8 protein-coding genes and 1 pseudogene are annotated in these 13,749 nt (G+C 35.6%); 3 read left to right on the forward strand and 6 right to left on the reverse strand.

The genetic code is table 11. From position 1 onward, the window contains the following. Positions 1–241 precede the first annotated feature (241 nt). The 6 genes from G5B32_RS15705 to G5B32_RS15730 are packed head-to-tail and all read right to left on the reverse strand — an operon-like array spanning position 242 to position 9,541. Positions 242–1,345, reverse strand: a complete 1,104-nt coding sequence (locus G5B32_RS15705) for a glycoside hydrolase family 43 protein (protein WP_317166122.1) — start codon at positions 1,343–1,345, stop codon at positions 242–244. Positions 1,346–1,350: 5 nt separating this feature from the next. Continuing rightward, the gene (locus G5B32_RS15710; RefSeq protein WP_165292447.1) at positions 1,351–2,436 is read right to left on the reverse strand and encodes a family 43 glycosylhydrolase; all 1,086 of its coding nucleotides are present in this window, start codon (positions 2,434–2,436) and stop codon (positions 1,351–1,353) included. Positions 2,437–2,444: 8 nt separating this feature from the next. After that, positions 2,445–3,617, reverse strand: coding sequence for a sialidase family protein (locus tag G5B32_RS15715; RefSeq protein WP_149915557.1), 1,173 nt, complete (start codon positions 3,615–3,617; stop codon positions 2,445–2,447). Beyond that, positions 3,610–4,656, reverse strand: a complete 1,047-nt coding sequence (locus tag G5B32_RS15720; RefSeq protein ID WP_206366931.1) for a glycoside hydrolase family 43 protein — start codon at positions 4,654–4,656, stop codon at positions 3,610–3,612. Before G5B32_RS15720 ends, G5B32_RS15715 begins: the two co-directional genes overlap by 8 nt. 24 nt (positions 4,657–4,680) lie before the next feature. Next, complete coding sequence (locus G5B32_RS15725) at positions 4,681–6,480, reverse strand: RagB/SusD family nutrient uptake outer membrane protein (protein WP_165292448.1); 1,800 nt, start codon at positions 6,478–6,480, stop codon at positions 4,681–4,683. 7 nt (positions 6,481–6,487) lie between these two features. Then, positions 6,488–9,541 carry a SusC/RagA family TonB-linked outer membrane protein gene (locus G5B32_RS15730; RefSeq protein WP_240899078.1) on the reverse strand — a complete coding sequence of 1,018 codons (3,054 nt, stop codon included), beginning with the start codon at positions 9,539–9,541 and terminating at the stop codon, positions 6,488–6,490. Between the two features lie 312 nt (positions 9,542–9,853). Here G5B32_RS15730 and G5B32_RS17750 point away from each other — a divergent pair. From G5B32_RS17750 to G5B32_RS15740, 3 genes and pseudogenes are all read left to right on the forward strand, one after another. After that, a pseudogene (locus tag G5B32_RS17750) lies at positions 9,854–9,967 on the forward strand (two-component regulator propeller domain-containing protein); the annotation flags it as partial. 75 nt (positions 9,968–10,042) lie between these two features. Beyond that, positions 10,043–12,910, forward strand: a complete 2,868-nt coding sequence (locus tag G5B32_RS15735) for a two-component regulator propeller domain-containing protein (protein ID WP_240899079.1) — start codon at positions 10,043–10,045, stop codon at positions 12,908–12,910. An 8-nt stretch (positions 12,911–12,918) separates the two neighbouring features. Then, a complete protein-coding gene (locus tag G5B32_RS15740; protein ID WP_165292450.1) occupies positions 12,919–13,713 on the forward strand; it encodes a response regulator in 795 nt (264 codons plus the stop codon). Positions 13,714–13,749 lie beyond the last annotated feature (36 nt).

The raw sequence follows: 13,749 nt of genomic DNA on the forward strand, positions 1-13,749 counted from the left end.
AAAGCTCAAAATTGCATTAACAAAAAAACGTAGAAAATGGTTCCGGGGACTTTGGGATTACCCTATAGATCTTCAAATGAAAATATCTACTGCGTAATCTGGGTTTAATATATTTCATGCCAACCTTATTAAAAGTAATGAAAATCAGAAGAGCAAGTATTATCTAACACTTGCTCTTTTGATGATAATTCTTACTTGTTAACTACCTAATAAAGAATCATAAATATGTTTGTTATTTACTTCATTGAAAATTTGATTTTACAGTTGGCCCCTCAACACTTAAATTTCCTTTATTATCTATATGTAAAGGATCCATAAAAACAACACGCTCATCACCGGTGATAGATGTTCTACCATGATAGACGCACCATGTCTTACCATTTTTATCACGTAATAAGCTATTGTGTCCCGTACCAGTGACAACACCTCCTTTATTAGTATTTTTTTCTAATACTGGATTATTATCAGACTTTTCAAATACTCCTAATGGGTAGTTTGATGTAGCATATCCTACTGCATAGTTTTCTCCTGCAAAGTAATTAGCAGAATACATCATATAATAGACATCATTGTGCTTGAATAGGTAAGATCCTTCAGTCCATCTGCGATTAATTTCGCCACTAGTTACAGATCTGCTCTCCCATTCTGATTGCTTATCTTTCATTTTTAATGGTGGACGTAGCAATAATACAGGTTCACCTATAATTCCAGAGAAATCAGATTTTAGTTCAACACCGTAAATCCAGCTTTCTTCAATATTATCATACATCCCTCTATCTATCGCCCAACTGGCAATTTCACTATCTACGGAATGTTTATAACAACATCTCGAGTAATATAAATATAATCTCCCATCTTCGCTGAAATACACATTAGCATCTATAATTGGATATCCTGGATCAAATAAAGGTCCCCCTGTCATATCTTCAAATGGCCCTAAAGGACTATTTGACACTGCTACGCCAATTTTATAATTTTCAAGTTCATTATTTGGATTGTTCTTCCAATGTGCGCTATAAAACATATAATATCTATCATTGTACTGATAAACTTCAGGTGCCCAAAAATCTTTAGTTCCCCAAGACCTATCTTGATTACTAGTATATACAACGCTCTTATTTTCCCAATTGACGAGATCTGAAGATGTATAAACAACAAATCCATTTGTGACTCCACCCGTTCCGTACATATAATACATATCAGACTGTTTGTCGTATAGTACAAATGGATCTCCCAGTTTTACATCTAAAGGATTATTCGATAATATTGTACTATACTGTCGCTCTTGGCATGAGGTATTAATAAAACTTATTATTAACATCAGAATGGCTATAATCTTTTTCACAATCATTATTTTTTAACTTTAAAAAATGGTTTATTTTGAGTGGACTCACCTACTTCTCCAGTCATTATTTTAGGCCAGTCGTTTTCCCAAACAATTTTATCTAATAGTAATACTCGTCGACTAGCTCCATTCGCAACTTTGCCTTTTGAAGCATTAATCCCATGATATAATATCCAGTCTTGATTTTTATCATCAGTAATGATTCTTGAGGTGTGCCCAGGACCAACATAATTTTTACTTCTTGCTAACATTAAAGTTCCATTTCCTCTATTGATTATATCACGACCTTCATTATCTAAATATGGTCCTTCTAAGTTTTTGGATCTAGCTACCAATACATGATAAGTGCTATTTACACCATCACAACAAGAACCTTTGGAACCAATAAAATAGTAATAATCGTTTCTTTTATGTATAACGACCGCTTCAAAATCACCTGCAGCGATTTTGAATTTTCTTGATAAATCTGGTGCTGAAAGTCCATCATCACTTAAAGGAATACCAAATGTCCCTTGCGTAGCAGCATCACTAAAACTTCCCCAAAACAAATATTTTCTCCCACCTTCCTCCCAATAAAAAGGATCTATAGAATTTGGTACATCTATCTCCTTGCTCAAAAAAACTTTTCCTTGATCTTGGAAAGGGCCTTGCGGTCGCGTCGAAACAGCTACACCAATCCCAGGATTTGGGTCACCCCAGGTAGAGTAAGCGTAATACATGATATATTTCCCATCCACATATACTACTTCAGGTGCCCACAGCCCACCATTTGATTTCCACGATGGTTTGGATGCAAAAGCTTGACCTACACTTTTCCAGTTTGTCAAATCTGTAGATCTCAAAACAGGAATTAGACGAGAGCCCGCCCCATCTCCCCAATCATCTTGTGTACCATACGCATAGAAAAATCCACTTTTGGGATCTCTTATCACTGTAGGATCAGCAAGAATAGGTTCAAATACCGGATTTTTGTAGGTCGTACTTGAAGTGGTATCACGATCATCATTTTTTTGCTCTTTACCACAGGCAATATTGATAATACACAACCAAAAAAATAATAATATTAGTTTATACACATTAACGTTTTTCATACACCTCATTATTTTATCGTACCTAAAATCATCCATACAGCAATAGAACCTCCATCCAAATTCGAAGCTGCAGTAGCAACAACAGTATTTTCATCCCATAATGCAATACATCCCCATTTTGCTTCTCGATCCAATGGAATTTGAAAAGGTTGATCTATGATTCTGAAATTACGGCCTTGTTTATCACCTATCGCCACATCTAGTGTTGATTTCTCCCAATCATTTGTACGATTCCGAGTAGTCTGATAAGACATCAAAACCTCTCCAGTTGGGAGCTTCATAATATAGGGTGCTCCTGCATATGTATCGTCAGGAAGAGGTTGTCTCAAAGCACTATTTCGCTGCTTGACATCAGCAATGACAGGAGTTGACCAAGGATTTTGCAAAGATGTTCTGACAATGTAAGGCTTGAATTGTTCTTGTTTATTATCCTCGATTGCTACCAAAATCTCATTCCCAACAACAAGTGGCACAGGCATCCCATCTCTTCTATTTGGTCTGAAAGATACCATGGCTACTTCTCCCCATGTGCCTCCATTGTCAGTAGATTTTAGGTAAGAAATCTCTTGCTCATCAGAATTAGTATAGGGCTTTTCATTTGCAAAATACACATGAATATCATTGTTGGGAAGTTGCAATAACGCTGGTTCCCAACAGCCATCGCTAAATCTAGGATGAGCTTCATAGATAATTTCAATATCTTTCCATGTGACACCTTGATCAGTACTTTTTCGAATTGCTATTGAAAATGGGGTTATCTCAGCTTTTGCAGGACGGTAATTACAAGCCATGAGCCAATCTCCATTTTTCAGTGCAATAAATTCGGGATTTGACATATTTACCCTAGTTTTCAATGAACCATCGTTGTACTCGAAAGAAGAAAAAACAACTTTAGTTGAAGACCAACTTTTCCCTTTATCTATAGTTTGAATTATTTCTATATTGCCATCAGCTTCGTACACTGCCACAATTTTTCCATCTCCTAAAGCTTTTATTCGAGGGTAACCTGCATAATTAAGTTGTCGCCCTTCAAGAGGCGCAATTTTTTGCAAGGTGGATTTATCCCAAACAATCTTCTTTTCTTCCTTTTTCTCTGTCTCATCATTGACTATTGTGTCACTTGCTTTGCAAGAAAACACAATAGCCAAAAACAAACAGTGTGTTATACACATTTTAATCATTTTTAATTGCCTTTAAATGAACTATTTTCTCACCATTAAATATTGGTTCTTGATATGGATTATCTTTTTTTCCAAATATAAACGGTACAATCGCAGTTCGCCTAGGACCAACTTTTTGTGGAGAAAAATGCGTATGAACTACATAATGCCACTTATCCCCTTGTTTGAACACATCACCGTGTCCAGTGCCAGACCATTTCGTATTATGTATACTCAATAAAGCAGTATCACCTATTCTTTGCCAAGGTCCATACACATTATCAGCGACCGCAACTCCGACTGAATATTTTGGGTTTCGAAAATCATTAGCCGAATAAAACATATAGTAGCGTCCATCATGGCGAAGGACTGTTGGACCTTCAGCAACGGGCCAAGGCACGTTATCAACATTTTCCCAAGGCAAAGATGCATGAATACATTCCTTTAAGGTTTCTTTTTTTATACCCGAGTAATCAGCGTTCAGTTCGGCTACAAATATTCTATTTCCATCCGTCAACCTGACGTGATAAAGATACTTTTTACCATCGGTATCAATAAAAATAAACGGATCAATTTGTTTTCCTTCCGCAATAATTGGTTTTTGTTGAGTTTGTTCAAAAGGTCCTAATGGCGAATCACTAACTGCTATAGCAATATTTTCATTAGCGGTATACGCCATCATAAATTTACCATTTTCATACCACACTTGTGGAGCCCAAAAACCTATTTCACCAAAAACATCCTTTTTTGCCAAGGCAAAACCGTTGGTAGCACCAACAGGACCTTCCCATTCCTCTAAGTTTTTGGATCGATAAACTTCGAATCCCAAATCAGCATTTTCACCTTTAGTACCATACAAATAATATGTTCCTTCATGGTAAAAAATTGTTGGGTCAGCTTGAAATATACCCCCATACTTTGGTATATCTTCTGTTTCTTTAGCATCTGCAGCAACTGTTTTTTGACAACTTGAGGAAATTAATAAACTATGCATCAACAGTCCTAAAAACCACAACATCCCTATTTGAAACTTTTTTCCTTTTAACTGAACTTTTATCATTACTATTTAAATTTACATAACCAACTAATCCCAACCTGGATTTTGAATAATTGAAGGTGTTTTATTAATCTCAACTTGTGGAACTGGCCACAGGTAATGTTTCTTCGCAAACACCCTAGTTTTTAAGAATGATCTCACATAAAAGTCGTCATCCTGCAAATGAGTACCTTTGTCAACAGACATTCTGTAAAAGCGTTTATTATCCGTTTGTTCGGCTATCAGCCATCTTCTGGTGTCAAAATAGCGATGCGTTTCAAAGGCAAGCTCTATTCTGCGTTCGTGACGAATACGCTCTCTCATAGCCTCCTTGGTTAATCCAGTAGGCAAATCTGGCAATCCAGCTCTTGAGCGTATAGCATTGACATATTTATACACATCCGCCTGTGGTCCTTGTGCCTCATTTAAAGCTTCAGCATAATTTAGGTAAATTTCGGCTAAGCGAAAATAAATCCATGTTTTTTGTGTGAAAATACCTTGTGGTATGCGCACAGATTCTTCAGAGAATTTCTTCATCAAATAACCAGTCACAGAATGATCTACTGCACTGCGAGAACGACCGTCCAAACCCGAATTCCAGAACTCAATCCTTCTCCCACGCCACATAGCTCCGCTATAATTAATTGCTGCATAAAATCTTGGTTCGCGCCCCACATACATATTGCGTATACGATCAAGGTGATAGCCCTTGCTATGAGCTGCAGTCGAATAACCGGTCTCTTGATAGCCAGATGTTGGATTAACAATTGGTTGTCCATCGTTAGTATACCCTGTGATTGGAGTACTGCCATCTTGCATTTGATAAGCATCTACTAATTCTTGAGTAGGACAATAGCCACTCCAACCACCCATACCATTAGGACTAGTAGCTCGTTCTTGGTGATCCCAAGTACCTATATTCCTAGCAAAAAGAATTTCTTTGTTCCATCTCATCGTAAATACCTCTTGATAACTTTTCAAAGGATCATTGTCTGCCGATTTATACAAGCCATACCCTGCTGCTTCAGCTTGATCTATTGCTTCTTTGGCTGCCAAAGCGGCGATATTCCATTTATTTGCATCTGCTTGAGGGAATAATGACACACCATCTTGATCTTTAAAATTTACCAAATCAGGATTTCCATTCCACAATGGGCTAGCCGAATAGATGAGCATTCTAGACTTCAACGCTGCTGCTGAAGAGCGTGTCGGTCTACCTAGCTTGGTTAAGTCTTGCGTGGCACCAGCAATATAAGATGGGGGTAATAAGTTAATGGCACGATCACAGTCCGCTACAATAAAATCTACCACTTCTTGATACGGCTTCCTTTTGATCTCGCCAAAATTGTCTGAAAGGACAATTGAACGATCCATAATAGGAATAGGACCATGTAACCGGACTTGAAAGAAATGAAAAAAAGCACGTAAAAAGTAAGCTTCCCCTTTCCAAATATTTTTATCCGACTCACTCATCGGCGTCTTATCTATATTTTCAAGGAACAAATTTATTTTGCGCATTCCCTCCCAATCAAATCGCCAAATATTCTCTTCAATGTTTTGTGGGCTCCATGCACCCGAAGTCATTACATGTGCAAATGGATATGTCCATGTGATTTCCATTTCATCAGATGCGCCTACAAACGGATTTCTTCCCCACCAATCATTAAATGAAATTTCCTCATGTAATGTAAAGTATGCAGATGTCAAAAATCGTTCGGCATATTGTCTTTGCGCAAAAACATCTTCTAGTGTCAAATCTTCATCAGGAACTTTATCTAAATAATCCTTACAGCTAAAAACAGATCCTAGTAAAAAGGCAAAACAGATATATTGAATAAAACGTATCATAACTTTTCTATTTAAAATTTACTTGCAAACCAAAATTTAATGTCCTTTGTAGTGGATAGAAGTTGGTACCACTATCTGATTCTGGATCCATTATCTTCACTTTATCCCAAGTATGAAGATTCACTGCATTGGCAAAAAGTCGTAAACTGTTCATACCGATACGGCTTAATTTTCCTTGTTCAAACGTATAAGCAAATTCCGCATTTTTTAATCGCAAATATGAGCCATCAACCTGCCACAATGTTGAAGCACGATTGTTGTTCGGATTGGCTACCGTAATTGCAGCTGGATATTTTCCATTAAGATTTTCGGTAGTCCATCTATTGTCATAGTACTCGGTTTGTACATTGAATGTCCCTACCCCATCTTGGAATGGGTACATCGTCGCTCCATACAAATAAATACTAGTTTGAGCAGCTCCCGTAAAGAATAAACTTAAATCAAACCCTTTGTAGGCCACAGTACCACCAAATCCATACACCACGCGTGGTGTACGCGGTAGACCTATTGCCATTCGATCATTATCATCGATGATATTATCATCATTAAGATCACGATATTTAATATCTCCAGGTTGTACAGGTCTTCCTAGTCTTTGCTCTGGACTATTATTTATTTCTTCTTGATCCTTAAAGATTCCTTCTGCTACCCACCCAAAAGGTTGATCAATTGGTTGTCCTTTCGCAGACAGCCAAGGGTATCTCTGGTTTGGTTCATCATTTTCTATGATGATGTTTTTAGCATAGGTCATGTTTACACGTCCTGAGTAATAGAAACCAGATGCTGTTCTGTTTTTAACTTCCAACATACCATCTATTCCCTTATTATTAACTTTTCCTAAGTTAGCATAAGGAATAACCCATGGATAGATACCTGTGACGAAAGGAATTTGTTGACGTTGCAAAAGAATCTCATTACGATCTTCCCAAAATGCATCTACCTGCATCACGACTTTACTATTGAACATCTCTAGATCCAGACCTAAGTTGCTCTTTTGAGATACTTCCCAACTTACATCAGGATTACCTGTCTGAGCCTCATCAATACCAGCCATCAATTGCATATTATCACCAAATCGATAAGACTGTGCATTTTGTGCATTCATATAGGTAAGATACAAGAAACGCCTTCCACCAATTTCATCGTTACCGACCTTACCATATGAACCTCTTAATTTCAAATGATTAATAGCATTATCGGTTCCCCAAAACTTTTCATTAGACAACACCCACCCTGCAGAGACAGAAGGGAAAAAACCAAATCTTTTTCCTTTCGGAAAATTCTCTGAGCCATTATATCCCGCATTGAACTCTAGTAAATATCTATTCAGGTAAGCATATGTTAAACGTGAAGCAATACCTTGTCTTCTGAAAGGTAAATTGTTGATAGATGTCCCTGCTGTTAGATCAGTATAATCACGTTGATTATACATCATCATACCTGAGACATCATGAGAACCAAAACTTCTGCTATAATTTAAAATAAATTCACTGTAATACGCTCTATTGGCACCATTTCCACTTGTATAGCCTAGTGGTGTAGCTTCTCTTAAGATTGCACTGTACATATCTTCGTTGGTAACCGGATCTTTACCAAGGTATTGTTTTACCTCAAAGTTCTTTTGGCGTCTTACATCTGATGAATAATTGTGATCATACGCAAATCGACCGTTTAAGCTTAATCCTTGCAACACTACCTCAGAAAGATCCCATTTAGTTGCAAAAGTACCTTGGACACTGTTGCGAGCTTGCACTAAATACCCTGATTGAGTAACCATACCCCAAGGATTAGAACCTAAAAACTGTGTCACACCGGCAGGTGTTCCATCTGGATTGGTTACAGGAAAAGCAATAGGCGGTGTTTTTCGTAATGCATCAAAGATGTCCACAGCTGATCTTGCTGGGTAATTACCTTGCTGGATGACACCGCCCAATCCAAATTCAAACAATAAATTTTTAGTAACATTCACATCAATATTAGAACGCAAATTGTAACGTTTCATGTTAATGTTTGTATTATATGGGTTTTCTGAGTCAGATTTCCACAAACCACTTTGCTCCGTGTATCCCACGTTCGCATAATAGCGGATAATATCCGTACCGCCGTTCATGCTCAGATTGTTGATTGTTTGATATGTATCTTTCTTCATGATAGTGGACGTCCAATCTACATTTGGATATAAGTAAGGGTCGCCTGTCTTGTACTTTTCAATCTCTTCTTGACCAAAAAACTCATCTTGCCCCATATTTCTATATGCCTCATCCCATAAGTTTAGATAATCTATTCCATCAATATATTCGGGGACACGCAAAGCTGACAACATCGCAGTTTCGGACCGAAGCATAACTTTTGGCTTTCCTTGCGTACCTTTTTTAGTGGTTATTAAAATAACCCCATTTGCTCCTCTTACACCATAAACTGCCGTTGCTGAAGCATCCTTTAACACTGAAAAACTTTCAATTTCTTGTGCATTGATATTATTCATATTCCGCTCCACACCGTCAACCAACACCAGTGGTGCTCGACTTCCCCAAGTCCCTAAACCTCTGATAAACACTTGCGCTTGATCATAGCCTGGCTCACCGCTTGTTTGCCTAGTAATAATACCAGGCATGCGTCCTGCTAGTGCATTGGACAATGATGGTGCAGATGATTGCTCTAGCGCTTTTACGGAAACAGAAGTCATTGATCCGGTGACAGTCACTTTCTTTTGTGTTCCGAAACCGACCACTACAACTTCATCTAGTTTCGACGCGGCTTCATCGAACTCAAGTTGAAAAACCCTATCTCTTTCTTGGCCAACCTCGATTTCAAGAGTATGATAGCCTTGATGAGATATAAAAATAATGGCTTTCGAATTGGATACTTCAAGCAAGAATTTACCATTCAAATCAGTTGTAGTTCCTCCTGATGAACCTTTAATTTGAATACTTGCGCTTGGTAAAGGCAGGTTATTTAGTCCTAAGACTTGTCCTCTTAACACATGTTGTGCTGCTACTTCTAATGGTAACATGGCTAATAATACCATGAGTGACGATAAGACTAAAATTCTCTTTATCATACTACATTCTGATAGAAAAAGAAGTTTTTGATAATCGTAAAAAACTGTTTTCATATGCATAATTCAAAGTTTGTCTGTAAATAGGTTTTTTAATTAATAAAATCGATTGTAACACCTGTTAATTAAATGCTATTGAAACTTAAAAAATTTGGTAGACCTGGTTTATAATGATTAATCCAAAAATCATTATTTCTTTTCACAAAGAATTTCCATATTGTTTCATAAAATCATTAATTTGTTTCATTATCTAACCTATGTAAACCAATGATATTAAAATGGATAACCTTGATAATGGTGTATTTCGGCACGTCGATGGCTATTTTAGCTCAGCCATATTACTTCAATCATTATAAAGTAGAAGATGGGCTCTCCAATAATGCAATAACTTGCAGTGCACAAGATAAAGATGGTTTCTTATGGTTCGGAACGAAAGATGGGTTAAATAGGTTTGATGGATATAGATTTAAGCATTACTCCTTCGTATCGAATAGCACGAACAGCATGGTAAGCAATTTTGTTCATTGTCTGATGATCCGATCAAATAAAGAAGTATGGATTGGGACAGATCAAGGTATTTATATATATAATACATACGAAGAAAAATTCACCGCGCTTGAAAATTTTGAAAAAGGAGAAATTCTGAATATAAAAGAAGATAAAAATGGGAATGTGTGGTTTGTATCAAACAATAGGTTATATCAATACGAAGTACAAAGCAAAAAAATTATCAACAAGACGCCACATATTTTAGTTCACTCTTTTTGTATTGACAAATTGAATTCAATTTGGGTAGGTACAGCCAATCAAATAATTAATTTAATGAATTCTATAGAATATAATCTGCCAAACAACAACATACCTAATAGAATTGAAAGATTATATGCAGATTTTGATAATAATATATGGATAGGAACATCAAAAAGCGGTTTATTTAGATGGGATAGAAATTTGAAATCCATTGAAAATTTAATATATAGTGTTAAGATTAATGTTCCACTCTATGTTAGAGATATCATACAGATAAAATCTGCTGAATTCTGGATTGCCACAGAAAATGGTTTGATTATTTATGACTACCACACAAAGACTCACCAACTAATGCAACATGAAATAGATAATCCGTGGAGCATATCAGACAATGCTTTATACACAATATCTAAAGATCACCAAGGTGGAATATGGGTTGGTTCATTTTTTGGTGGCGTAAATTATTATCATCCCAACAACAATAATTTTGAAAAATTTTTTCCAAAATTCTCAAAAAATTCATTGCAGGGTCATGCAGTACGTGAAATAGTTGAAGACAATTATAAAAATTTATGGATTGGAACCGAAGATAATGGTTTATCATACTGGAATCCCACTAACAACAAGTTTATTCATTTTGACTTGAAGTCAAAATTATCACACACGAATATTCACGGCCTCTCGATTATTGGAGACAGCTTATTAGTAGGAACATTCGACCATGGCATGGATATCATTGATGTCAAAACTAAAAAAGTTATAAAGCACTTTGATTCTCAAAACACAAATAAAACCTTAACAGACAATTTTATATTCTACATTTACAAAACTTCGAAAAAAAGAATTTTACTTGCCACTTCCAGGGGGTTATTTGAGTTTTTTCCAGGTAAAGACAGTTTTAAACTCGTGATGGATGCGCCTTCTCATATCTTCTACACCTCAATATTCGAAGATAGAGATCAAAACATTTGGTTGTCAACTTGGAGAGATGGATTACTCAAGCTATCAGATAACAATCTTACTACATATAGGCATAACTCCAATGACCCTTCATCCATTAGTAGCAATCGTGTCAACAGAGTTTTTCAAGATTCAAATAATAGTATTTGGATAGCTACTGAAAATGGACTTTCCAAATGGATAAAAGAAACAAACTCTTTCCAATCTATTACAAGAATGCATGGTTTACCGAGTAATCTTATCCTGGCCATTCAAGAAGATGATAAAAAAAATCTATGGATTTCGTCTACGAATGGACTTATTCGCTTGAATACACAAAATCTTAAAATTAAAATCTACAATCAAGACCTAGGTATTCTTACCCCACAGTTTAATTACAACTCGACTCTAAAAGACTCCAACGGACTTTTGTATTTTGGTTCATCCCGAGGATTTATACGATTCAACCCGGACAATATAAAAGATGAATCTTTATCTAATAATAAATCACCTATATATATTACCGGCATTCAAACGCATCAAAAAGAGCTATTAATTGGCGATGGACAAAACTCTTTAGATAAATCTATAATTTATACAGATCACATTGAACTAGATTATGACGAATCTACCGTATCCCTTGACTTTGCTGCATTAAATTATATCTCCGCAAAATCAACTTCTTATCAATATAGGCTACTTGGATTAGACACTACATGGACATTTTTACGAAATTTCAGCAAAGCTACTTTCACAAAAATCCCATCAGGAAAATATACTTTTCAAGTAAAAGCTGTTGACGCTAATGGAGAAGCTATTTCAGAAACCAAGTCTCTTCAAATAACAATAAGGCATCCATTTTGGGCTAGTGTTCCAGCAAAGATTTTCTATTTACTATCTACCCTTTCGATTATTGCTTACATTGTGATTGCTTATGACGCTAGAGTGAAGGAAAAAAACAGAAAAAGAATAGATATAATAAAAGCTCATAAAGAACAAGAAATTTATAAGGCCAAAATGGACTTTTTCATGAGCATAACGCATGAAATCAAGACTCCGTTAACTTTAATTAGAGCACCTATAGAACGTTTATTAAACACTGAAATTGAAATTGAGAAGCGTAAAAACTTAATTGGTATTATATATCAGAATACAGAGAAGTTGTTGAAGCTAACAGATAAATTGTTAGACTTCAGAAAAACAGAAAGCAGTCAATTTAGTCTACAACTGGAGAAAAAATCTATTCATAAATTACTAACATTGTGTTTAGCGGAATTCCAACCGCTAATAGAAGAAAAAAACTTAGTATTATCATTTCACTCATCACATAATAATATAGAGGCAAGTATAGATGTCGAAGCTGTATATAAAATTTTTGAAAATCTACTTTCTAATGCGATTAAATATTCAGACAAAGAAATTAAAATTGAATTGCGTAAACTACACCTCACTACTCCATCTTTGGAATTAGAAATTAAAAATGACGGAATTTTACTTTCAGAAAATGAGGTAAAGAATATCTTTAAGCCATTTCACCGCTCAAGTGAACACTATCAGATAGAAGGTTCAGGACTTGGATTAGCGTTGGCACATTCTTTTGCCTCACTACATGGAGGCTCTTTGTTTTTTAAAGAAAATTCAGAAAAAATGAATATATTCGTTTTACAATTACCTTTACGATAGCCAATTTTATGTCTTTATTCTCGCACCAAAAATCTACGGTATTACTTGCGGACGATAACCAAGATATATTAGATTTTATTGCAGATGATTTAGCTCATATTTTTAATATAATTAAAACTACAAATGGTTTGCAAGCTTTAGAGTATGTCAAAAATAATGAGGTAGACGTCGTAGTTAGTGATATCATGATGCCTGTTATGAATGGTTATGAACTATGTACTACACTGAAAGAGAATAGTATTTTCTCACATATACCGTTTATTATGTTGACTGCTAAAAATAGTATTCAATCAAAAATTGAAGGATTAGAATATGGTGCGGATGCGTATATCGAAAAACCATTTTCACCAACTTTTTTACAGGCCCAGATAACCAGTCTAATTCGTAACAGACAAAATGTTAGAAAATATTACGTTAATATTAATGAAACTCCGTTTGTTAAATCGCAACTAAATAAGTCCGACCAGAACTTCTTAGATCGTATTTATCGTTTCATATTAGAAAATATATCTGATCCACAACTATGTGTAGATATGATTGCTGAAAAAATGAGTATGAGTAGACCAACATTATACAGAAAAATAAAATCAATTTCTGATCTACCCCCAAATGAGTTAATAAATATAGTACGACTAAATAAATCTAAACAACTGCTGAGTGAAGGTGAATTTAAAATTTACGAGATTTCAAATATGATTGGATATAGCAATCCCTCACATTTCACTCGCAATTTTCATAAACATTATAATATGTCCCCAAAAGATTATTCTGATTGGAATAAAAATGATCATCGTACTCGTTAATCTTTTATATGCAATAGTACTTATAGCCCTTAAGCA

The sequence above is a fragment of the Sphingobacterium sp. SGL-16 genome, assembly GCF_011043515.1.
GTDB lineage: Bacteria > Bacteroidota > Bacteroidia > Sphingobacteriales > Sphingobacteriaceae > Sphingobacterium > Sphingobacterium litopenaei.

Bases quoted from the DNA above. Each gene is read 5' to 3' on its own strand.
- G5B32_RS15710 (WP_165292447.1), bottom strand. From the start codon at position 2,436: ATGAAAAACGTTAATGTGTATAAACTAATATTATTATTTTTTTGGTTG.
- G5B32_RS15715 (WP_149915557.1), bottom strand. From the start codon at position 3,617: ATGATTAAAATGTGTATAACACACTGTTTGTTTTTGGCTATTGTGTTT.
- G5B32_RS15720 (WP_206366931.1), bottom strand. From the start codon at position 4,656: ATGATAAAAGTTCAGTTAAAAGGAAAAAAGTTTCAAATAGGGATGTTG.
- G5B32_RS15725 (WP_165292448.1), bottom strand. From the start codon at position 6,480: ATGATACGTTTTATTCAATATATCTGTTTTGCCTTTTTACTAGGATCT.
- G5B32_RS15730 (WP_240899078.1), bottom strand. From the start codon at position 9,541: ATGATAAAGAGAATTTTAGTCTTATCGTCACTCATGGTATTATTAGCC.
- G5B32_RS15735 (WP_240899079.1), top strand. From the start codon at position 10,043: ATGGTAAGCAATTTTGTTCATTGTCTGATGATCCGATCAAATAAAGAA.
- G5B32_RS15740 (WP_165292450.1), top strand. From the start codon at position 12,919: ATGTCTTTATTCTCGCACCAAAAATCTACGGTATTACTTGCGGACGAT.